We start from the raw sequence: 22,469 nt of genomic DNA, 5'->3' as shown, positions 1-22,469 counted from the left end.
AAGCTACAACCGAGCACCGACAAGAACTTCCGTCGGTGACGGCGCTCATCCTTGGCCTACTATATGCGATTCGCATACACTTTTGCCATGACCATGAATTTGGAAGCGGCCATCAACGAATGGCACGCAAGCGTGAACGCTGGGGCTCTCATGCGGTCCGCTGCGGCCGTCGGCAATCCGGTAGTCGTTCTCGGGCCGAAAGGCGCGGGCCCGATCACACCTAGCCAGTTCGCCGACTGGGTCGAACGATCAGGCATCCGATTGATCCCGCGTTCCTGGCACCCGATAAGCGAGCGTCTGATGGTAGTAGAACAGGATGCGACCTGGCCGGAGAACCAACAACCTACGCGCGTAGCGACGGTCTTTCGCGTCGCCGACACCAAAGTGACTGCGGCCTTACGGCTACCGGATTTGAGATCAGCTTTGGAACTTGCTTACATCTGCCGCGAGATGGCCGCGTCCGAATGAACACGTCAGGGCCGGGCCAGCTCCTGTTCACCTTCGTTCGGCATTGGTCACGGCGGGCGCCCAGTGGCGATGCTCTGCTCCCGGAGCAGGGCCGGCTCATGATGACGATCGAGGCGGTGAACTCGTTGATCGCACGCAACATACCCGCTTCGGTGAACGCGATCGCACGCGAGCTCGGAATCGATCAAAGCGGGGCCTCCCGCCTCGTCAAAAATGCCATCGACACTCAATACCTTGAGATGTCCCGGTGCGCGGGCGACGGGCGTCGCCGGGAAATAACCGTTACTACTGCTGGGCATGCGATCCTGGACCAGGCTCATGCCTGGCAGGAGAAGGTTTTCGCCGAACTTACAGCGGGTTGGAATCAACAGCGACGCTCAGACTTTCGAGATGCGATGAGCGATCTCATGGTTAGGTCCGACGCCATCGAAGCATGACCACTCGAATAAGCAACGACCCCGGCACTTTCCAAACCCACCGCCTGCTGGCTTCGGACCCATCCGAGGAAGGACGTTTCGATGACAGAGCCACCACCGGACTGTCCAGCAAGCGTCGTTCGAAGATGCGCGAGGCAACGAGGGAAACGCCATCCCGCTGTACCAGGCAGCTCTTGCCGAGGGACTCGATCCCGATACCGAACAGCAAGCCCGAATACAGCTTGCCAGCTCCCTGCGAAACGTCGGGCGCCAGTCCGAAGCCCTCGATCTTCCGAATACGAACCACCGTAGTGATCCGATGATTGGCAGAACCAACGTTGTCATCGTCCATTCGTGGTGGCGGCCTCTTACTTCAGCCAATTGCAATCAACAGCTCCGCGCGGGCCGCCGATCCAGCACCGAGCTCGGAACATTCCCCACTCGATGGAGGATTCGATCCACCCACGTCGAAGTCGGCGGTACGGTCCTGCAATGGGCAATCGCGCGGTCGCACTGCTTCTCCTCTTTGTGTTCGCCGTGGCCGGGTGCTCCACGGACTCTGGTGGATCCGATGACCGCAGTGTGTCCACGTCGTCGGAAGCGCCACCAGTGTTCAGTCCGGAAGCTCAGATCTACTCCGCTGTCGTTCATCGCCTGGTCTTGACGGACCACACCTTCGGAGTTGGCTATCCGTCACCGTTCAAGGCCGTGTACGTCCTCGATGCCCTCTCATCCGGTAGCTCGGACCTCTTCATCGACGCGGACGGCGCGCCGTTGGAGGAAGCATTGAAGTCCGAGATCGTGGAACTGTCCGATGGGTTGCCGCCCGTCGAATTCGTCGATCAATTCGATACTCGAGCCGCTCTAGGCGGACAGGGCGTGACCGGCGTGCAGAACGACGGAGTTGTCATCGGCCTCTCGGCTATCGAAGAACCCCCTGAGGGCACAGTCGTAGTCGGCGCCGGCTTCTGGTGCGGCGTCGATTGCGGCTTCGGAACTACGTACTTGGTCGAAGAATCGAACGACGGCTGGCACGTCACGCGGAACATCGGCCCAATATCGATTTCGTAGCCACGAGCTGTCACCCTTTCCATATACAGTCGTCGCCCTCACGCAGGTAGCGGTTAGCGCTGCCGATGATTCGGTCGGAGGGGACACAGATGAGCACGCCGTCACGAGATGAGCCACAACTTCAGCGTCGACTCGGTGTGTTCGACGCGGTGGTGATCGGGCTGGGGTCGATGATCGGCGCGGGCATCTTCGTCGCCCTGACGCCCGCTGCTGCGGCAGCGGGGTCGGGATCGGGTCTCCTGGTCGGGTTGGCGGTCGCCGCAGTGGTGGCGTACTGCAACGCGACATCGTCGGCGAAGCTGGCTGCTCGATACCCGGTATCGGGCGGGACATACGTGTACGGGCGAGAGCGGCTGGGCGACTTCTGGGGCTATCTGGCCGGGTGGGCGTTCGTCGTCGGCAAGACTGCATCATGTGCGGCAATGGCGTTGACCGTCGGCGCCTACGCCTGGCCTGCGCATGCCAACGCTGTCGCGGTCGCAGCCGTCGTCGCGTTGACCGCGGTGAACTATCGGGGCGTGCAGAAGTCGGCGCTGTTGACCCGCGTCATCGTGGCAATCGTTCTGGCGGTCCTGGCGTTCGTCGTAGTGGCCAGCTCGTCCTCGATACAGGCCGATGTCGCGCGTATGGATATCGGTGCAGACGTCAGCATCGGTGGAGTGCTCCAAGCAGGCGGGTTGTTGTTCTTCGCGTTCGCCGGCTACGCCCGCATCGCCACGTTGGGCGAGGAGGTCCGCGACCCCGCTCGCACGATTCCGCGTGCGATCCCGCTGGCGTTGGGGATTGCCTTGGTCGTGTACACCCTTGTGGCGGTTGCGGTGCTGGCTGTCTTGGGAGCCGACACGTTGGGCGCGTCGACTGCCCCGTTGGCCGATGCGGTACGCGCCGCAGGTGTGCCGTGGCTGGTGCCGGTCGTGCAGGTAGGAGCTGCGATCGCCGCGTTGGGTTCGCTGCTGGCCCTGGTGCTGGGGGTGTCGCGGACCGTGTTGGCTATGGCCCGCGATCACCACTTGCCGCATGCGCTCGCCGCTGTGCACCCGCGGTTCAAAGTCCCTCATCGCGCCGAACTGGCCGTCGCCGCTGTCGTCGTGGTGGTCGCCGCGACTGCTGATGTGCGCGACGCGATCGGCTTCTCGTCGTTCGGGGTGTTGATCTATTACGCCATCGCCAATGCCGCAGCGTGGACCTTGACTTCGGCTGAGGGCCGTCCCAACCGGATCGTGCCGGTGGTGGGTCTTGCCGGGTGTGTGGTGCTCGCATTCGCGCTGCCGCTGGTGTCGGTGACGACGGGAGCTGCGGTCATCGTGGTCGGTGCCCTGATCTACGGCCTGCGGCGCGGGATGGCCAACCGATCAGCGGAATCGCGGTGACCAATCCGCCAGCAGGCAGTCCCATGAAATGCAGCGGGCCGCACCCATGCCATGGTCATCGCCAGTACGGTTTCTTGATATGAACCAGAATCGTCGCGCGAGTCTCATCGCTGCGGCGCTGGTCGTCACTGGGATTCTGCTAGTGCTCGCCGCATACGGCGCGTTCACATCTCTCGGGCTTGGCAGATCGGCGCAAGAACTCTGCGCCATCCGATTGCCGGGATCGTTCGTCCAGGACAGTCACAGAGCAGTCGTGCCGGTCGTTGTCGCCTGCGTTGCCGCCGAGTTCGACGTGGCATACGAGGTGTACGAAGTCGACCTTTGGTCCAGTATCGCGCTCGTGGTTGGCGCCGGAATGATCGTGACAGCTGTAGTGATGACCTCGAGAATTCGCAGACGCAACCGGATTCTGATGCACACGTTCTCGAACTAGCACCACCGCCTCCATGACCGCGAAAGGAAGGATGGCATTCATGACGAACTCCACGGCGCCAGCGACACGACTCACGCTGGGAGTGACCGTCGTGGTTCTGCTCCCGTTGCTGTGGTGGTGCCTGTCACTGGCCGCCGCTGCACTAGGGCTCTGGTGGGAAACCATCGGCAACGTCGTGGTGACCTGGAATATCGACACCGCGGTCGGGTTGATCCTCTTGATCCCGGCCGCGATGTTCGCGGGGAACAGCGTCGCGCACCTTCAGTCTCCGACGACGTTCCGCCGAGGTCGTCGGTATGCCACCGCAGGATTATCGTTGACTGCACTGTTCTGCCTGCTGGAGTTGTCCAATCCAATCCTCAACACGATCGATCCGCCTGCCCCGCGCGACCCGACCAGCTGGAGTCCCGAGTTGACGGCTGGCGAGGAGTGGGTTGTCGCAGCTCCCTACGCCGTCTTCCTGATTCCAGTGATCCTCACAGTTCTTTCACTGTGGCGTCATCGTCCTGACGATTCGTTGCCACCTGTCTATCACCCCTAAATGGCTGGGCGGCCAGACTTTCCATTCGTACTTCGCAAACCGCCGTTGCACGCGACACACAGCGCAGGCATGGAACATCGTGTCACCAACAGGCAAGCGACCGGGCAGCCACGCTATGCCGATTGCGTTCTTAGAACCGGCCATCAGGGCTGCTCGATCACCCCGGGAGCCTGCGCGTCCAGATCGGTGCCGTTCTCGAACGGGAAGCACGGTGACGACCCACCCAGACTCAGAAATCCATTGCTGCTGATCCTCGCTATCAGAAGGTAGTCGTCGGATGACGTTCCACGCGCTGAGTTTCCGCCGTCGACCGTCGCATCTTCTACTGTCCAGCCCCATTCGTTCCATCGCGCCACCAGGGCATTCACACCTGCTAGCCCGTCACCGCCATCGACGACCCAGTAGCTTGCGCCGAAATATTCCGGCCCCTCGGTGATCGTGTTGCTGTCATAGCAGGGCCCGAACCCGCCAAATGCCAGGTCCGCCTGCAGTTCCGGGTGCACGCGGACCAATCTGGCACCGGCGGGAAGCGCGGAAACAGATAGTTGGAGGTACTCGATCGTCTGCTTCATCGACGAGTCGGACGTCAAGGATTAGTTGAGGCTCCTACCTCCGCTGGTCGAGCACGCAACTACTGCAGTCGACAGGACCACAGCGTCGACAGGGTTACCAAGACCCGGCGATACAAGAGTGTCATCGTCTACCTCGTGCCTGCAATGATTCTGCCCATTTCTTGCAGTCCCGGATTGTTGATGACGAAGTAGTCACTGTGAGTGGACGGCGAGACCCCGAAGTCCATGCCGCCGATATCGATGCTCGGGCCTGGGTCGCTCTCGAAGACGGTCGCTCCGAACGACGAGTTGGTCGGGTCGGATCCGTGTATCAGGCTGATGTCACCGGGAAGGCCTATCACCGAAGCTGTTTCGGACAAACTGTCGGCCGCTCCGCCGATCCAGGTCACCGGGTCCGTCGCCGCCGCCGTTGCGAAGATGCGTTCGTGATTCGACGACGGGTCTACGTTGTCGAGTCTGAGGTCTTCCACCCCGTCGATACCGTTTCCGACGCCCGGGCTTCCGACGAAGATGACGCTGTCGGCGTCGAGTGAATTGCCGCCGCTCATCGCGTGCCCGATGACAGTGCTGCCGTAGCTGTGTCCGATCACGGTATTGACCGACGGTGCGCCCTCGTGCGCTGCCCGCAGCCCGTCCTGGAAACTGTCCAGCCTTGGTGCGCCTGCTGCGGCGTACTCGGAGGATCCGGCATTGTGAACTTCGGGTGGGGCGTTGTAACCGACCCATGTGACGATCGAAGTGGGCGAATCGTTGTCGAACGAGGCTTCGGCCAGCAGATTCTCGGCTCGGATCATATCGCCTCCGAGGGACGGCAACCCCGAGCTCGTCCCGGGAACATACGTGGCGACGTGGCCTGCGCTGTCGGGGTTGTTGAGGGCGATGGCACCTCGGCCCTCGCCATCGATATTCATCAGATAGCGGGGCACGCCGTCGTTGTCGAGCTGTGTGCGAACCTCGTGGTATCCGAAGGCGGCTTCTTCGGCTGCGGCCCTCTCGTCGAGCCATCGGTCCAATTCGCGCTGCCTATCACTGTCCTCGTCGCTGACGATTCCCTCGGTCGGAGGGAGGTTCTCTCCCCTCATCCAGTCGGGGTGGCGGGCCACGATTGCATCGAGATTCGCATCTGCGTTGGCGGACAACGTCTCCAGCAGTTCTTCGTTGTAGCGGGACTTGTCGAATGCGGGCAGTCCATCACGATTGCCGATGGTGGGATCCCAGGCAGCAAGTCCGTCTTTCTCGGCCGGTGACAGCTCGTCCCAGAACGCTGCGAGCGCCACCGGATCCTCAGGCAGGAGTGCATTCCCGTCGAGGATTGCTCGGACCTCGGGCGAATACGAGGATGCAGCAGGCGACGCAGTGGTGATGTCGGCGAGATCGGCCACGGCGTCGGCCAGGCGTGCGGCGCACGCGCGATCGACTTCCGCTGCAGACTCGAGTAGAGGGACGAGGCCGGCTTGGAAGGTTCTGGCCTTCTCATCGAAGCTCGACTGCATGAGCATGTCGATCACGACATCACCGGTGGAACTGGACGGGGCGGTCACTTTGCCGGAATCGTCGACGGAAAAGCCCTCTGCGATCGCAGAATCGACGATTCTCAGGGCTGGATCTCGCACAGCAACAAGTTGGCTGGCGGCCTGCCCGAATGCTTCGGAAACAGCGGCTACAGCTGTCACGATGTGAGTCCCGGCAATCCGGTCGGACAGGGAGCGAGCCAACGCAGCGGCAGCCGCGTCGCCTTCCCAATCCGACAAGGCTTCGTCGGTGCTGCGTTCCATCTGAGTCAGTCGGGCGTCGAAATCAGCGTTGATGGATCCGACGGCAGTCGAGACATCGACCAGCGCCTTCGGCGCCCACGAACGCAGCTGCGAGACGAGCACGCCCATCAGAGCGCGCGTCCGTGTTGATCCATCGGACAGCTGTGCCCGCTATCCCCCATACGTCCTTCTCCTCCCCCTGCGCCCTCCCCGGCGCGTGGGTCAGAATAGCAGCGGCATCGTGTGATCGGAGAGGGATTTGAAGCGCGAGCACATCCCTCGCGGTGAGGATAAAAGTTATTACTCCACCCGTATCCGCAAAGAGCTGTCGTGCCCGCCGTTCAGCTTGGACGGCTCGTGCCAGTGACAGCACCGGCCGTTATGGCTGCTCGATAGTCCCGGGGGCTTGCGCATCCAGATCGGCGCCGTTCTCGAACGGGAAGCACGGTGACGACCCACTGAGGCTCAGAAATCCGTTGGTGCTGATCTTCACCGTCAGACGGTAGTCCTCGGATGACGCTCCACGCGCGGAGTTTCCGCCGTCGACCGTCGCGTCTTCTACTGTCCAGCCCCACTCGTTCCATCGCGCCATCAGGGCCTTCAACCCTGCCCGCCCGTCACCGCCGTCCACTACCCAGTAGCTTGCGCCGAAGTACTGTGGCCCGTCGGTGATCGTGTTGCTGTCGTAGCAGGGCTTGAACCCGCCGAATCCGACGCCGCTGCTCGGAAGGTCGGGGTGAACTCGGTCCAGTCTCGCACCGGGTGGCAGTGCGGCCAATGATTGTTCGAAATACTCCGTTGTCCGATCTCGCGCGTCGTCGGACGTCAAGGACTCGTTCACGTTTCTACCTCCGTTCGACGAGCAGGAGACCACGCTCGCCAGCACTACAGCCGCCGAGATGGCAGCAACTGCCAGGCGGTACGACGCGATCATCTTCTTTTACCTCGTCCCCTGCGAGCAGTCACCGCGGCCGTCGCTAGGATCTGGTGCTGGTCATTCGAGATCAGGACGCCCATCACAGTGCGTATCCGTGCTGATCCGACAGGCAACAGTGACCACGAACTACACAGTCGCCCCCCATATGTCCTTCTCCTCCCCCAGCGCCCTCCCCGGCGCGTGAGTCAGGTTAACAGGGGGACTTGGATCAGCGCCCCAGAACTCACAACTGGTCAGGGCCCTCAGTCGACTCCGACAACCGGTCTATCGCTGGTTATTGGGTGATGTCACAGCGCACTTCGCCGTTTTGCGTGACTACGCCGTCACCGTTCTTTCCATGTGACATGTCCGAGATGTCAACGTCCGCGCACTCTTATAGTCTGACGCTCGACGAAGGGACCGTTTCGACTCATGAGCAATGGCAGACCGTCCAGCTACGACGCTTACGGCGGCTGGACCGACACATCGAGTCGCCGCAACCGCGAACGGCGCAGGCGCCGCAGCTCCGCACGTCAGCGGCGCCATCCCCTTCGCCGTCGGATTCTGATCGGGTGCGGAATCGGCATCGTTGTCGTGGCGGCGCTGCTTGGATGGCTCGGCTACACAGCAAAGACGGCGTACTCAGATCTGAACATTGCAAAGAACTCTGCATCGGCAGCACGGGCGTCCGTGACTTCAGGAAAACCGGACGATGCCGTGAAGCAAGCCGCAGAAGCAGTCGAGGCATCGGCAAGCGCGAAGCAAGCCTCCGATTCACCCATTTGGCGTCTTGCAGCGGCTGTTCCGTTCTTGGGCAACCCACTCGACTCGGTTACACAGATCATTGACGTGGTCGACGGTCTCGCAAAGAACGTGTTGGAACCCGCGGTGCAATTGGGTCCCGTTCTCGACCCCAGCCAGCTTCGCTCCGCCGATGGCCGGCTCGATGTTCAGGCGTTGCGCGACGCAGCGCCGGTTCTCATTCAGATTGCCGACTCCGCCGATGAGCTGAAAGTCCAGGCCGACGCCATCCCTGAGTCCACGTCGATCGACCAGATCGGTGACGCGCGTGTGCAACTGCAAGAGCAGGTGACCGACCTCGCCGGCCTACTGTCCAACACGAGGATCGCCGCTCAAGTCTTGCCGTCGATGATCGGTGCCGACGGTCCGCGCAGCTACTTCATGGCGTTCCAGACCAACGCAGAGTCGCGTGGGACCGGCGGTCTGATCGGAGGATTCGCCATTCTGTCCGCGGCCGACGGCCGGGTCCAAGTCGACGATCTGGCGAGCAACAAAGAATTCTCGAGGAACTACGACCCTATTGATCTCGGCCCTGACTTCTACAACGCCTACGAACAACGGTTCCAGGCAACGTCGAACTGGCAGAACAGCAATCTGAGCCCTCACTTCCCCTACGCGGGGCAGATCTGGCAATCGATGTGGCGGCAAGAAACCGGGCAGGTCATCGATGGCGCGATCGCCACGGATCCGGTCGCGTTGAGTTACATCCTCGAGGTCGTCGGGCCAGTCCAGCTTGCCGACGGTGAAGTCATCAATGCAGACAATGTCGTTCGAATTACTCAGTCGGATGCCTACTTTCGGTTCCCAACCGATCAAGCCGCGCGAAAGCAGTACCTGCAGGACATAGCCGCGGCAGTCGTTCTGAAGATGCAAGGTGGCATCGCATCACCGTCTGCACTACTCGACGCCATCGGAAAGGCAGCAAGCGAAGGGCACCTTGCCGTATGGAGTGCCGACCCGGAGATTCAGCGGATCATCGGTCCGACGAAGATCGGCCACGAGGTCCCCGATTCGCCAGCCCCGTACGCGGCGGTCGTCGTCAACAACGGTGCAGGCGGAAAGCTCGACTACTACCTCGAGCGTTCGGTCACGTACACCGGAGGCTCGTGCGAGGGCACGACGCGGCCAACTAAGGTCACTGCCTCAATCACCAACAATGCTCCGGCACAGGACTATCCGGTCTATATTGCTGGCCGGCAAAACGACTCCACCCGGTACGACGGACCACCTGGAACCAATCGATCTGTAGTCTCGCTGTACGCGACGCAGGGAGCAGTGCTGAAGAAGGCGACACTGAACGGCACGTCGCTGTTCCTTCTCGGCGGCGGCTTGGAACGCGGTCACCCGATCTACTATGTTCCGGTCGTCACCGAGCCCGGTCAGACGAACGTCATCGAGTACGAGTTCGAGGAGCCAGTCGCACCGGGACAGGCGCAAGCACCGATTCAGCCACAGACAGAAGACGCCGAGGCGGTCATCGAGATTCCTTCCTGCTAGCGAGCGCTCTTCGCTCCTTCCTGCAGGGTTGAGCAACCGCCACCTGCCCGGGTCGTCGATGGAGGTCCGCGTTCGCAAACGGGAGCACGGGGACTAAGCACCGATACCCAGGTTGCCGGTTGGCCTGAGCTACGCGACCAGGACGTACATATCCGGTGACGTTCTCGTGCGGATTCCCCGGTCGAAGGTTCCCCGACACGTTCCATCAAGCCACCATCGTGTTCGGGCCAGCGTGTCAGTGGCCGGAACCACTATCTAGCTGTCGACGCCGACGTACTGCGACCCGATAGAGACGGTTTCTCTATCGGCGTATGGCGCGAATCCATTGAGCTCGAATTGGCCCTGAAATTCCGCGTGCACGCGATCCAGTCTCGCGCCTGGCAGGAAGCGCAACGACTGACTGCTCTTCACTTAGGGTTCCTGCGTTGGATCCGACCTCAGCCGCGCCTGCGGCGTCCACAATCGCAGCTGTGAGACCAGGACACCCATCAGACTGCGTCCCCTTGTCCATCCAGATGAAGGCTCCGTCCCTGATCGACACGTCATCCCCGACACATCCCTTTCCTTCCCCAGCGCCCTCCCCGGCATTTGGGTCCGACGAGCGGCCACCGTCTCTCTCCGAGGGGTGGCGGCACGTCGGTACTACGGCCTTGCCTTCTGCTGTGGTTGTCGCCGCGCAAAGAGCACAATCGATGGACCGATGCGGGACTCCTGCACCTGCCAAAGCGGGGCCGAAAACGGGCGGACCGGTGGCGGGGCGGGATATTCTGGGCGATTTGACTGTTTTCTGAAAGATTTATTCGCCTCTGACCAATTTATCCTCTCAATATGCACGAAACGCCTTTGTCGCTCCTGATTAACACGCATAAGACCACCAATGACAGAGTTTGATGAATACAGATTCGGTTTATATAAAGAAACCGATCTGGCCGATTGCCTCAATCGATCTCAGATTGACAACATTCCGCCGAACGTGTGTTATTTAGCTAGATGACGAAAATTCGCAGCAATTCGCCATCGACATTGGTCCAATCAACATCCAATGACATCCGCCCGGTTGAGCTTGGGTCTACAGCCTTCCCAGGTGCTTCAACCAGGCAAACTTCGTCGGGAGTATCACGGTGGTACACGAGTTTTCGGATGCTGACTACAATATTCCAGATGTTCTACATGTCTCCGAAGCCTATGGCGGCGGCGTCCAATCAGCCATGTCGAGATACATCGAGAATTCACCAAGACTCGTTCATCAAGTATTGGTACGCACTCGGACCGAACATGACATCGCCGAAGTCTGTTCAGCACGGGCCGTATGCTACAACGGTACTCTTCCCGGTTTTTTAGTCGCTGCACGCACGCACATCTCGCAAAGTCGCCCCCCAATTGTTCACCTACACTCCAGCTTTGCCGGGCTCTTGCGAATGTTCGATTTCGGACCGGATATCAAGATCATCTACACACCTCATGCGTACGCGTTCTTGCGTCGGGACTGCTCGCTGCTAGCGCGCGGAGTCTACAAACTCGCTGAATCGGCTCTGAGCAAGCGCACCCAGACAATAGCCGCCATCAGTCCGTTCGAGGCAGCATCAGCCGCGAAGATGGCAGGCAAATCTACCGAGGTCGTGTATCTGCCGAATGTTGTACCCCACGTTGCCCGCCCTGCACCGTCGTCCCCAGCCTCGAACAAACGGTTCAAAGTAGTGATGGCTGGACGAATATCTGCCCAGAAAGACCCTGCCTTCTTCGCAATGACTGCCCGTGCGGCTCACAGTGACGTCAAGTGGACGTGGGTAGGTGACGGCGACGCTGACATGAGGAATGAGCTGGAGCGGGCCGGGGTTACCGTCACCGGTTGGCTGCCGAACGATCTCGTCAAGCAACAGATCGCCGAAGCCGACCTCTACTTGCATTCCGCTAAGTGGGAAGGAGCGCCCATTACGGTGCTAGAGGCTGCCGCTGTCGGGACTCCCGTGCTTGCGAGAGGGGTTCAATCCATGGAAGGCCTTGGATACCTGCTCACCGATGACTGTCCTCGTGCAGCCGCCCAAGCGGTGGATCGCTTCTTCAGCGACAGCAATTACCGGAGAACAGCCCAGGCTGCGACAGAAGACTCCGTTCTGGTGCACTCCCCAGTTATCCAGTCCGCTGCATTGACCGCACTGTACGGGAGGGCTGGGTGAGAGTTTCGATGCCGGGCCGGATCCTGGATCGGCACGTTGGAGGCAATACCACTTACGCGCGCGAACTTGCACTGGGCCTCACAACTCGTGGAGTCGATGTAGAGTCGATGGCGTTTTACGGAAATGCCGTCGCGACGATGGTCTCGGAGACGGCCCAAGGTATGCGGCAACGCACCGACAGTGTTCTGCACTACGTAGCTGACACCGGTCCCCTAGTACGCACGCGCACGCCATCGGTTGTGACCGTGCACGGAGTTGCGAGTCGGTGGCTAGACGGCGTTCGTTCACCCACCCAGGAGCGAGTCTGGAGAACGCGTGTTCGACGCGCTATTGACTCCACCGACACCGTTGTCACAGTGTCGAATTCGAGCGCGACTGACATTGCCAGTGTATTCGGCTGCGACATCGACGACATCAACGTCATCCCGCACGGTATCGACTGGGAGAAGTTCAACCGCTCCGAGCAGATGTCTCCCAATATTCGCGAGCGGGTACCCGGTGATTTCCTGTTGTACGTCGGCAACATCGAACCTCGCAAGAATATCTTGGCCCTCGTCGAAGCCATCACGTCTCCTGATGTGCGTGCGCTCGGCCTTCCACTGGTGGTTGCGGGAAAACCTGCCTGGAACTTCCAGACAGCTCTCTCCGCGATCGAAGGCAGTCCCGACGTCATCCATCTTGGGTTCGTCTCGGATTCTGACAGAACCGCATTGATGCAGCGCGCCACTCTATTCGTGTTTCCGAGCCGCTACGAAGGCTTTGGATTCCCGGTACTCGAAGCGATGGCCGCAGGTGCTCCAGTACTCACTACCCGTGCTGGCGCGCTGCGGGACATTTCGGGTCCCTCCATGGCCCTCAACTCCACCGAGCCGGAATCAATAGCCGAAGGGATTGTGCAGGCCGTCACCGACGAACACTGGCGTACCCGCGTCGTGCAACTCGGCCGCAGGTGGGCTTCCTCGTTTACCTGGGATGCCAGCGTCGAAGCGCACCTCGGCATCTACAAGAAGGTCCTTGACAGATGAAAGTTGTTCTACTCCACTGCTATAGTGCCGACAATGCCGGGGATGGGTTGCTCGTCGACGAAGCAATTCAACTCGTGAGGTCGGCTCTTGGGGATAGCGTCGAATTTGTGCTGGCGGCTTCTCATCCAGAAACGTTCACCGGAATCGACGCCCGAATCGTCGACTCCAGTCCATCCGTGACCGGCTACGACAACGAGTACCGTCGACTACTCCGTTCGCTAGACGACTTCGACCTCGTCGTTGGCGTCGGAGGAGGTTACCTACGAGCGGGATACGGGCTGGAGGCGGTCAAGACGTTACTCGTACACGGCCCCCAGTTGCGCGCGGCAGCACATACAGTCACCCCAACCCTCTACCTGCCGCAGAGCGTCGGACCTGCCGCATCAGTGGTCAGACGAATCTTGGCACGTGCAATCGGACGCATTGACGCATTCTACGTCCGAGACGATCGCAGCTCGGCTGACTACGCCACGGCGAAGGTCCGTCGCACCAGTGACATGGCGATCCTGGGAGCCGGTCAGATCCAGCGCAAGGGCCTCCAGGTCGATCCCGTCCCAGTGCTGACAGTGCGCGCGGTTCGTGGCAAAGTCGGTCCGCTGGTCTTGGACCTTGCGCGCCAGCTCGGAACCTTTGACGGCTACATCCAAAGCGCCACCGGGGGCAACGACGACGTGCATGCAGTTACGTCGCTGGGCGCACGTAGACTGCTCCCACGCTCGGAGCTGATGTCCGAACCGGGCGTGCACTCACGCGTCGTCGTTGCCGTGCGTCTGCACGCCGCGCTAATGGCAATCCGAGCGGGCCACTTCGTAATCCACCTCGCCTACGAGCGTAAGGGATTCGGCGCCTTTCACGACCTAGGTCTGGGTGTCTATGTCCACAACGTCAACAAGTTCGAACCCGCCCGAGTGCTCCGGCAGGTGCACAGACTGCTAAACAACGAGTCCGAACGGTCCTCATACGCGGAGACGGTGACCGTCGCACTCGCCCGGTCGTCTGAAGCGCGTGAGAATCTGACCCGGGACTTGCTCACTCTGGTCACACCAGTTGAACAGCGGAGTAGTTCGTGACAGAGGCTCCAGCCTGCGGTACCGGCGGAGCGACCAGTACCGATTCTCCCGTCGCCCAGCGCAGATACCTCGACAGTCCCGGCCTACCGGAGGGCGCCAACGCAGATTGTGTTGCGCTCATCGACCGGTCCGAGCTCGTGCTGCTCAAGACAAAGAAGTTCGAGTCTGACGTGCAAGTTCGCACATTGCTGGAGCGTTCCCACGGGCCGGCGGTGGACCATGGCGTCAACTGACACCAAGACAGGTACCGCCGCCCTCGCGCTGCGCCTCGTCAAAGGCGGGTTGCCGGCCATCGCCGCGAGCGCCTTCGTGGCCTTCGTTCCGATACTCGGTTCTGTTTATCTCTCAGTCGACGACTACGCGGTATGGGCACTGGCAGCGACGCTGTCGACCATCTTCATAGTGTTCGACTTCGGCACTCCCACGCTTGCCACGAAGTTGGCAGGATCGGGCGAATTGGATTTCCGCACTTCGTTGACCCTGTGCGGGCTCTCGGCAGTTCCACCAATTGCGCTCGGAGTGCTATCGATTGGCATCTGGCCGGCCTACTCAAACGCTGCGGATCTCAACTCCGACAACGGAACAGCGATACTCCTCATTGGCCTAATTTCGGTCGGTGGAATGTTACGCAGCATCGGAATCGTGTACGGCGCAGCCGCCCTCGGCCGAATGCACTTCTACCGTCGCACCGCCGTGTTGTTCTTTGGCGGGTCCGTGCAGCTCGCAGTGACGCTTGCGGCACTCGAAGCCGGTACCGGACTGGTGTCGCTCGGTATCGGCACGATCGCAGCGGGGTTCGTGCAACTCGTCATCGGATTCGCGATGGAGGGCGGCAAGAGCAGGAACGATATGAGACTAGGACCCGATGCAGGCGCAGCAGTTCGCCGAATGATACTGCTGTTCATGAAGACGCGCGTGTTTGTTGCAATGTTGGGCTTGTGGATCACCCAGCTGGATCGATGGGCTTTGGGGCTTCTCGGCGATGCTGAACTACTTGCCCGCTACGACATCGCCACCCGGTTCGTGATGATCCCAAAGATTGTTCTCATCGCGTTGGCCGCTGGGCTGGTCGCCGACTCCAGCAGACTGGCGACGAAAGACGAGGGCACGGCCCTCCTCGCTCGGGTCCAAAAGCTCGTCCTCTTGCTGATGGTGCCGCTCATGGTCGGTGCAGCCGCCGTGGCATATCTGGCGCAGCAGACCGCACTCGGAATCGCACCCTCGCTCGCGGTTGTCGCACTTATTGCGTTGGCGCACGGCGCAAATTGCATGACAATCGCGCCAGTGAACGTCCTGGCCGGTGCGGGGCGCCCCGATTTCGAACTCCGCTACCTCGTGCCTCTCGCAGGCATCGTCGCGATCGCGTACGCCACTGGGATCGCGACGGACAACGGCACTGCCCTAATAGCGCTGTGGGCGTCGGCGATGATGGCGCTTTCGCTGTGGTTCACCGCTTCATCCGTCCGCTACGTCCGGGAGGTACTCACATGATCGGACACGCACTAAAGATATTGGATCCCAACAGATACCGCCGACGAGTACTGCGCAAACTGATCGCATCAGGTCGAGTCACGATGGGCGCCCACAGTTACGGCATCCCGCAAGTGCGTTTGTACTCGGGCGATGACTCCACGCGTTTACACATCGGAAGCTACAGTTCGATAGCGGCTGAGGTCAACATTCTACTCGGAGGCAATCACCCGACTGATCGATTGACCACGTTCCCTATTCGCCACAAATTGAACCTAAACGGCGCCGGTACCGACGGGTTCCCCTCCAGCAAAGGGGATGTCGTTATCGGAAACGATGTATGGATCGGATTCGGTTCAACCATCGTTTCGGGTGTGCACATTGGAGACGGCGCCATCATTGCCGCAGGGAGTGTGGTCGTCCATAGCGTCGAGCCCTACTCCATCGTGGCGGGCAATCCCGCGAAGGTAGTCCGCCGACGCTTTGGCGACGAGGACATCGCCCGTTTGCGGTCGCTCCGATGGTGGGATTGGGATGACGACGTGGTCGCAGACCGTGTTTCGGACCTGTGCGCCGTGGATGCCGGGAACGCATTGCTGCGGCTGGAAAAGCAGAGCGGTGCAACATGACTGAATTGTCTACCTCAAGGCCCATTGTCGAAAGACGAGGCCTGCTGGCGCCGACCGTGTTCGTCGCTGCAGCAGTGACCTTCTTCGTTCCAGTCGACTTCGTGCAGGTCGGTCAGGTGTGGCGCTATCTCACCTTAGCGAGTCTTCTCGTCGGAGTTCTTGCGTCACTATTGCTGCTCAGCCGCAGGACGACAACGGTAGTTTGGCCGACGCTCGCATTCGGGTTCTGCATCATTTCTGTGAACCAGCTTATGAGTTTTAACCCAATCGGCTTCCTAACCCTCCTGGCGCCAGTGGCTGTCGGTGCAGGTCTTGCAGTTGCACTCAAAAACCCACTGGCAGTGATGGTAGGGATGTCGATCGTCCTCGCGGTGGGAATGGGTGCCGACTACCTTGCACAGGATCATTTGTTCGGTCCGCTTTTCGGTGTTGAGAACTACACGGCCAGCTCCCGCGACATCTTTCGGTCACGTGGCCTTATCGGACAGGCTGTGCCCGCGAGCATGATCGCAGTCGGTCTCGGATCAGCAGCATTTATGCTTTCATCGACTGCCAATCGCTATCGAGCAACAATTCGATGGCTGGTTGTTACGTCCACCGGGGTATCGGTGATCACATCCGGCACCCGGTCGGCGATCTTGTGCGCATTGGTCGTCGTAGCCGTAACCGTTGCCTGTTCTATGTTCAGAAGCTCCAGCAGACGGACCAAGATCGACAGCCAATTGGCCTGGGCAGCACCGTTGCTTCTGGCCGCAGGCGTACTCACATTGGCACTCTCATGGAAGACGTTGTCCGAGCAGCGAGTGTTCAGCTTCAATGAGCTAACTGGGTCAGCATCACTCGAAAACCGAAACTACGCCGCAATGGTATTCGCAGATTGGGGCCAATCCTGCAGCGGTGCATGTGTTGTCTTCGGTTCGGGCGCCCGAAGCCTACTCGGCGCGCTCAGTAGTGGACTCGGGTTTCGCGGGTTCTCCACGGTGGACAATCTGTTCTTGAGCTTGTTGTGGGACTTCGGCATCTTAATGCTGGTCGGCATACTCGTCATTGTCGTGTTGGCCATCCGGACACTCGCCCAAGCCAGTTCAGCGCTCAATCGTGCCGGGGCCCTGCTGATCGTGTCCGTCGTCGTCTCAGGGATCTTCTACGACGCGCTCTACATCCGATCTACATTGCTGTTGTTCGGGGTCGGGATCGGCCTTCTGGGTCTGCGTTCATACTCATCCAAGGAGTCCCTCAGTGCCGGATAATACAAAGGTGGATGTCGTCATCGTCTGCTTCAACTCCGATCCAGAACTATTGCAGCTCTGCACAGATTCGGTCCATGCGTCGTACAAGGCCTGCGGAGTCGAAGGATCCATCATTCTGGTGGACAACGCGAGCGATAAGCCCGTGGACGAGACAATCGACACGACTTCCATGCAGACCTTGCGCATGGACATCAATGTGGGCTTTGGCCGCGCCGTCAATTACGGTGTCCGGACCTCCGTGGCTGACTCCATCTTGATGCTGAATCCCGACGCCGCAATCGCGCCTGACGGGCTAGCGCAATTCCTCCAGTCCGCCGCGCATCATCAGCGATCTCTGGTGGGCGGCTGGCTGCACCGAGATGGTGTGGTGCAATCCGACGCGTACATGCAGTGGGACTTTTCAGTCTCGAGATTACGAAAGCGTAGGAGGTTTGCTGCTGCCCTAGCTGCCGTTGATGATGACCTCATCGTCGAGAAGGTATGTGGTGGAGCTCTGTTCGCTGATCGGGCGCTACTCGCGCAGTTGGGCCCCTTCGATCCGCGGTTCTTCCTGTACGGCGAAGACGCCGATTTGTCGCGGAGGGCGGCGGCCGAGGGCGTGTCACTCATTCTGGCAAGACGAGCTGAAGTCGCTCACGTCGCCGCCTCGTCTCAGACGAGCTACGGACACTTGGTGGAACGAGCGCGGGCTGATGCTGCTATTCGACTCAGTGCGTACCACTGTAGACGATTCGCAAGCTATTTTCAGCGCGTCGAGCTCGCGGTCGTCACGCTATTAGGGGCCATCGCTGGCGGCGCATCGTCATCGTCGCGGGGCGCACGTCTAGCCCGGTTGGAACAAGTTTGGCGCTGGGGATTCAAGCGCGATGTCGCACCGTTCCAACCATAGCGTCTCTAAGTCAACGACCGGAAGGACGGCCAATGATTCTGCATTGGAACATAGTGAAACAACTACTGGAAGTATTGCGGCCCATTCGCCCCGAATCTTCGGAATGCACGTGCTCGGCCTGTTGTTGGACTCGTGAGTAGCTAATCGGAACGAATTTTGGTTCGAGTCAATCAATCGATCAACTGAGTAGAGTGCCTTTTAACCCGGGTGCAATTGAGAGCCACCACACAACCGTTGCCGTGAAACGGTTTTGAGGATCAGCCCTCGTATGTGGGCAAATAGCCGGCGGCGATGGCGTCCGCGAGCGAGGGTGCCGCACGGTCTTTGTCAGAGAGTTGGTACTCGAGCGGTGACCCGTCGCGTGCGAGGGTCGGCCAGTCGATACCCAGATCCGGATCCAACGGATCGATGTCCCGGTCCAGAGACGGGGTGTACTCGATCGAGCACAGGTACATCACCGTCGAACCGTCCTCGAGCGACAAGATCGCATGCCCCAAACCTTCCGACAGATACACCGCACGCCGATCGACATCGTCGATGAGCACACTGTCCCACTGCCCGAACGTCGGCGACCCCACCCGCAGGTCGATGATCACATCGAGAAAAGCGCCACGGGTGCAGGTGACGTACTTCGCCTGCCCCGGTGGGGTATCGGTGAAGTGGATTCCGCGGAGCACCCCGGCAGCGGAGACCGAACAGTTCGCCTGCTCCAACGCCAAGGGCCGCCCGACCGCATCGGTGAACGCCGAGGATTTGAACCACTCGAAGAACACACCACGATCGTCACCGAACTGACGCGGGGTGTACTCGTACGCGCCGGCGATCTTCAACTCACGAAAACTCATTGCTCACTTTTCTCACTGACGGCGGTCGAGGAGGTCGAGCAGGTACTGCCCGTATCCGGACTTGACGAGCTTCTCCGCCCGCTCACGCAGTTCGTCGTCGCTGATGAACCCTCGACGCCACGACACTTCCTCCGGCGCCCCGATCTTGAGACCCTGACGCTGCTCGATGGTGCGCACATAGTTGGAGGCATCGAGCAACGAATCGAAGGTGCCGGTATCGAGCCACGCAGTCCCGCGCGGCAGCACCTGCACCGCCAACCGGCCCGCATCGAGATAGTGCCGGTTGACGTCGGTGATCTCGTATTCCCCCCGCGCCGATGGCTTCAGATCACGGGCGATGGCCAGGACATCGTTGTCGTAGAAGTACAGACCCGGCACAGAGTAATTGGACTTGGGGTCCTTCGGCTTCTCCTCCAGCGAGATCGCTCGACCGGAGGCGTCGAATTCGATGACGCCGTACGCGCTGGGGTCCTTGACCTCGTAGGCGAAGATCGCGCCGCCCTCGATCGCCTCGAATCTACCCAGCTGCGAGCCCAGCCCTGGGCCGTAGAAGATGTTGTCACCGAGCACCAGAGCAGCACCCTCGGTCCCGATGTGGTCGGCACCGAGGACGAATGCTTGCGCGAGACCGTTCGGGGTGTGCTGGACCTTGTAGGTGAGGTTGATGCCGAACTGCGAGCCGTCACCGAGCAGACGCTGGAACTGCTCGGAGTCTTGCGCGGTGGTGATGATCAAGATGTCGCGGATGTTCGCCAGAATCAGCGTCGAGAGCGGGTAGTAGATCATCGGTTTGTCGTAGACCGGAACAAGCTGCTTGCTGATTCCCATCGTGATCGGATGAAGACGCGACCCGGTACCGCCCGCCAAAATGATTCCCCGCATACATGGCAGTCTCCCAGACAACAGACTGCCATGCCGCACGGAATGGTCGATCAAAGAGTTCGTCACCACCGCTCGCCGCTACCGAACCATCACTATCTCAGTCGGCCAACAAACCATCACTGCAGCAGACCCGCTACCTGAGGACCTGCGCGAAACACTGGACGCGATCCGACGTGGACACTAATTTGAGCCAAGTCAGGTGGTCGACACGTGGTGGTCGGAGATCAACGCGTTCATCACCACCGGAATCACCAACGCCAAGACGGAGGGATACAACCGATTGGTCAAACAGGTGAAACGATCTGCGTGCGGGTTCCGGAACGTCGACAACTCGGCCCGTCGGATACGGTTTGATCGCCGATCGATCATCACAGGTGCGTTGTGGACCAGGACCTCGCAAATGTTCGCAGGCAAGCGAGACTGGCGCCGGTGTCGACTTCGTTCACCGCGAGAGACTTTCCGCTCGCCAGCAAGTCAACGAGCGAGCGCAACAGAATCAGGGACTCTGAGCTATCCCGGAAGCTTCGCCAATGTCAGCTTGACCTGCTTGCGGACTTCGCTATCCGGATCATCCGCGTAAGGCTCGATTTTGGGCCGCAGGCCGGAAGGCAGAGGCTTGTACTGACGGATTTACTTGATGCCCAGCGCGCGGACGGATGGATCCTCGACCTCACCGACGACGATGTCGAGACCATCGGGGCGTCCCTGCTTGATCAGCCACTCCAGAATCGCCGCCCGACCCGAGCCCAATGTCCGGTCCGCCGCGACCGCAGCCATCCGGTCGCAATCCGACGGGACAGCAAGCTGCAGCAACGCATTTCCCACTGCAAAGCTGTTGATCGGAGGCAAGGGAGGATCGAGGTAGAACTGATCGAACAGCACCGGGATTGCCTCGGTTCCCATCGCAGGCAATGAAGACAACCGAGCTCATAGCTGCTGTCGGACTGGCAGTTCAAATTCCCGGCATGGCGACGCCGGTGATTCTCGGGACCCTCATTTTGGCTTCAGTTTGCGTCGCGGCGCCCACTGGAGGACTGCAATCGGATATTCAAGTACGTCTCCGAAAGCCACAAGCCTGGATCCCGTTCTGTACATCAGCGACGTGAGTCCGCAAGCCCTCCGAGACGGTGACCGAGTACTGGTTTTGCTCCAGGATGGGCCGACTGCTGGCATTCCGACGTTGGTGAGCGTTGTGATGTTCGGCGTTGACGACCAACTGAGAACCACGCCTACTGTGGGTGGTGTGGACCGCGATGGTGGACGACGACTCTGGCCGAGGCCTCCTCTTCTGCCGCGCCCGATTCTGATGGACCAACACTGGGAACGGCTCGTGTTCCTGCATTGGCGCGTCCCCAGTGACCTTGTCGCTCCGCTCCTGCCTCGTGGGTGTGTCCCCGACGAGTTCGACGGTTCGTCGTGGGTTGGCCTGATCGGGTTTCACATGGTGGGTGCGGGGTTGGGGTACCGGCGTCCCGTCCCCTATCTGGGCACGTTTCCAGAGATCAACGTTCGGCTGTATTCGGTGGACGCAGAAGGCCGACGGGGAGTCGCGTTCCGATCTCTCGAAGCGAGCCGTCTCGCGGTGGTCGCGGGAACCAACCTCGCCCGCGTTCCCTATCGATGGGCCTCCATGACCATCGATGACGACACCTCGAAGATCGCCTACCGAAGTACGCGCCTGGCACCACCACACCGCGGCGTCTCAACAGATTTCGGCGTGGTTCGTGGCTCGCGCGACATGTCCGACGACCCACTTGCTGTATTCCTCACGGCGCGTTGGGGTCTGCACACTTCTTTCGCAGGACGACTTCTCTACGTGCCGAACGTGCACCGGCGCTGGCAACTGTCGGATGCCTCGGTCACTCACTGCAACGACCAGCTCGTCGGAGCTGCGGGACTTCCGAATGTCTCCAGCCGGCCACCGGACTCGGTGCTGTTCGCACCTGGTGTCTCCACGCAGTTTGGCCGGCCGTACACAGTGCAGCACTGACTGAGGACGAACCCGGACAGCGGACCGGGATGGCCAAAGCGGTCATACTCGCTGTCTGGCCGACCGGGACAACCACAGTTCCAGTCGCCACTGCGTATGGGTAGCTCCCGGCGTAGTCGGTCTCTGGATCGTAAGGCTCGTTGAGTCCAAAGTATTCACACTGGATTTCAGCAACCAAATTGTTGTTGAACGTGCTAGTGACGGTGGCACCGGCGGTAGTCACTGAGTAGGTGACGTCTCCGGGTGCCGCAGCGGCAGGTGTCGCGAGGGCGATAGAGAGGGGTATGGCAGCAACGCAGACGAGGATCGATCGGGTCGTGGTTTTACTCATGCTGACACTCCGTGGGGGTGCGGGTTCCCGACCTACGGGTCCGATTGGTGCCATGACCGTGGTACGGGTCGC

23 protein-coding genes and 1 pseudogene are annotated in these 22,469 nt (G+C 60.5%); 18 read left to right on the top strand and 6 right to left on the bottom strand.

What is annotated here, in order from left to right; all coding sequences use genetic code 11:
* The first annotated feature begins 87 nt into the window (after window positions 1-87).
* From ACODSO_RS12180 to ACODSO_RS12150, 7 genes and pseudogenes are all read left to right on the top strand, one after another.
* On the top strand, window positions 88-468 hold the full coding sequence (locus ACODSO_RS12180; protein ID WP_068372677.1) for a hypothetical protein: 381 nt from the start codon (window positions 88-90) through the stop codon (window positions 466-468).
* Window positions 465-905, top strand: coding sequence for a MarR family winged helix-turn-helix transcriptional regulator (locus ACODSO_RS12175; RefSeq protein ID WP_068372655.1), 441 nt, complete (start codon window positions 465-467; stop codon window positions 903-905). Before ACODSO_RS12180 ends, ACODSO_RS12175 begins: the two co-directional genes overlap by 4 nt.
* A 115-nt stretch (window positions 906-1,020) precedes the next feature.
* Window positions 1,021-1,176: pseudogene (locus ACODSO_RS12170) on the top strand (tetratricopeptide repeat protein); the annotation flags it as partial.
* 200 nt (window positions 1,177-1,376) lie between these two features.
* Window positions 1,377-1,955, top strand: coding sequence for a hypothetical protein (locus ACODSO_RS12165; protein ID WP_068372648.1), 579 nt, complete (start codon window positions 1,377-1,379; stop codon window positions 1,953-1,955).
* A gap of 89 nt (window positions 1,956-2,044) precedes the next feature.
* Window positions 2,045-3,325, top strand: a complete 1,281-nt coding sequence (locus ACODSO_RS12160) for an APC family permease (RefSeq protein WP_489037169.1) — start codon at window positions 2,045-2,047, stop codon at window positions 3,323-3,325.
* Between the two features lie 79 nt (window positions 3,326-3,404).
* On the top strand, window positions 3,405-3,758 hold the full coding sequence (locus tag ACODSO_RS12155) for a hypothetical protein (protein ID WP_489037168.1): 354 nt from the start codon (window positions 3,405-3,407) through the stop codon (window positions 3,756-3,758).
* A 40-nt stretch (window positions 3,759-3,798) separates the two neighbouring features.
* A complete protein-coding gene (locus tag ACODSO_RS12150) occupies window positions 3,799-4,299 on the top strand; it encodes a hypothetical protein (RefSeq protein WP_156520297.1) in 501 nt (166 codons plus the stop codon).
* A 143-nt stretch (window positions 4,300-4,442) separates the two neighbouring features.
* Here the strand turns inward: ACODSO_RS12150 and ACODSO_RS12145 are convergent, their stop codons facing one another.
* The 3 genes from ACODSO_RS12145 to ACODSO_RS12135 form a co-directional block, all read right to left on the bottom strand.
* Window positions 4,443-4,889, bottom strand: a complete 447-nt coding sequence (locus ACODSO_RS12145; RefSeq protein ID WP_082897729.1) for a hypothetical protein — start codon at window positions 4,887-4,889, stop codon at window positions 4,443-4,445.
* Window positions 4,890-4,999: 110 nt separating this feature from the next.
* Window positions 5,000-6,754 (bottom strand): alpha/beta hydrolase, encoded by a 1,755-nt coding sequence (locus ACODSO_RS12140; RefSeq protein WP_068372633.1) that lies wholly within the window; start codon window positions 6,752-6,754, stop codon window positions 5,000-5,002.
* Between the two features lie 250 nt (window positions 6,755-7,004).
* The gene (locus ACODSO_RS12135; RefSeq protein WP_082897728.1) at window positions 7,005-7,559 is read right to left on the bottom strand and encodes a hypothetical protein; all 555 of its coding nucleotides are present in this window, start codon (window positions 7,557-7,559) and stop codon (window positions 7,005-7,007) included.
* A 414-nt stretch (window positions 7,560-7,973) separates the two neighbouring features.
* On the opposite strand from ACODSO_RS12135, the gene ACODSO_RS12130 reads away from it, so the two are divergent.
* The 9 genes from ACODSO_RS12130 (at window position 7,974) to ACODSO_RS12090 (ending at window position 18,349) form a co-directional block, all read left to right on the top strand.
* On the top strand, window positions 7,974-9,839 hold the full coding sequence (locus ACODSO_RS12130) for a DUF4012 domain-containing protein (protein ID WP_082897727.1): 1,866 nt from the start codon (window positions 7,974-7,976) through the stop codon (window positions 9,837-9,839).
* 1,121 nt (window positions 9,840-10,960) lie between these two features.
* Entirely contained in the window at window positions 10,961-12,016 is a 1,056-nt protein-coding gene (locus tag ACODSO_RS12125) for a glycosyltransferase (RefSeq protein WP_231912463.1), read from the top strand.
* Between the two features lie 8 nt (window positions 12,017-12,024).
* Entirely contained in the window at window positions 12,025-13,041 is a 1,017-nt protein-coding gene (locus tag ACODSO_RS12120; protein WP_068372621.1) for a glycosyltransferase family 4 protein, read from the top strand.
* The gene (locus ACODSO_RS12115; RefSeq protein WP_068372620.1) at window positions 13,038-14,111 is read left to right on the top strand and encodes a polysaccharide pyruvyl transferase family protein; all 1,074 of its coding nucleotides are present in this window, start codon (window positions 13,038-13,040) and stop codon (window positions 14,109-14,111) included. The genes ACODSO_RS12120 and ACODSO_RS12115 overlap by 4 nt, the downstream gene beginning before the upstream one ends.
* Complete coding sequence (locus tag ACODSO_RS12110; protein WP_068372619.1) at window positions 14,108-14,344, top strand: hypothetical protein; 237 nt, start codon at window positions 14,108-14,110, stop codon at window positions 14,342-14,344. The genes ACODSO_RS12115 and ACODSO_RS12110 overlap by 4 nt, the downstream gene beginning before the upstream one ends.
* Window positions 14,331-15,602: an oligosaccharide flippase family protein gene (locus tag ACODSO_RS12105; protein WP_068372617.1), complete on the top strand. Its 1,272-nt coding sequence runs from the start codon at window positions 14,331-14,333 to the stop codon at window positions 15,600-15,602. Before ACODSO_RS12110 ends, ACODSO_RS12105 begins: the two co-directional genes overlap by 14 nt.
* An 83-nt stretch (window positions 15,603-15,685) precedes the next feature.
* Window positions 15,686-16,210 carry a CatB-related O-acetyltransferase gene (locus tag ACODSO_RS12100; RefSeq protein ID WP_489037167.1) on the top strand — a complete coding sequence of 175 codons (525 nt, stop codon included), beginning with the start codon at window positions 15,686-15,688 and terminating at the stop codon, window positions 16,208-16,210.
* Window positions 16,207-17,460, top strand: coding sequence for a hypothetical protein (locus ACODSO_RS12095; protein ID WP_156520296.1), 1,254 nt, complete (start codon window positions 16,207-16,209; stop codon window positions 17,458-17,460). The genes ACODSO_RS12100 and ACODSO_RS12095 overlap by 4 nt, the downstream gene beginning before the upstream one ends.
* A gap of 7 nt (window positions 17,461-17,467) precedes the next feature.
* Entirely contained in the window at window positions 17,468-18,349 is an 882-nt protein-coding gene (locus ACODSO_RS12090) for a glycosyltransferase family 2 protein (RefSeq protein ID WP_197480693.1), read from the top strand.
* 257 nt (window positions 18,350-18,606) lie between these two features.
* On the opposite strand, the gene ACODSO_RS12085 is transcribed toward ACODSO_RS12090, so the two are convergent.
* Entirely contained in the window at window positions 18,607-19,194 is a 588-nt protein-coding gene (locus ACODSO_RS12085; protein ID WP_489037166.1) for a dTDP-4-dehydrorhamnose 3,5-epimerase family protein, read from the bottom strand.
* A 12-nt stretch (window positions 19,195-19,206) separates the two neighbouring features.
* Complete coding sequence (gene rfbA, locus ACODSO_RS12080; protein WP_489037165.1) at window positions 19,207-20,076, bottom strand: glucose-1-phosphate thymidylyltransferase RfbA; 870 nt, start codon at window positions 20,074-20,076, stop codon at window positions 19,207-19,209.
* A gap of 199 nt (window positions 20,077-20,275) precedes the next feature.
* On the opposite strand from rfbA, the gene ACODSO_RS12075 reads away from it, so the two are divergent.
* Window positions 20,276-20,656, top strand: a complete 381-nt coding sequence (locus ACODSO_RS12075; protein WP_082897725.1) for a transposase — start codon at window positions 20,276-20,278, stop codon at window positions 20,654-20,656.
* A 50-nt stretch (window positions 20,657-20,706) separates the two neighbouring features.
* Here ACODSO_RS12075 and ACODSO_RS12070 read toward each other — a convergent pair whose 3' ends face one another.
* The gene (locus ACODSO_RS12070) at window positions 20,707-20,979 is read right to left on the bottom strand and encodes a hypothetical protein (RefSeq protein ID WP_231912460.1); all 273 of its coding nucleotides are present in this window, start codon (window positions 20,977-20,979) and stop codon (window positions 20,707-20,709) included.
* Window positions 20,980-21,319: 340 nt separating this feature from the next.
* On the opposite strand from ACODSO_RS12070, the gene ACODSO_RS12065 reads away from it, so the two are divergent.
* Entirely contained in the window at window positions 21,320-22,066 is a 747-nt protein-coding gene (locus tag ACODSO_RS12065) for a YqjF family protein (protein ID WP_489037164.1), read from the top strand.
* Window positions 22,067-22,469: the final 403 nt, after the last annotated feature.

This window comes from Rhodococcus sp. FG69 (assembly GCF_057808915.1).
Note: the sequence above shows the minus strand (reverse complement) of the source record. Positions and strands in the feature narration are given on the sequence as shown.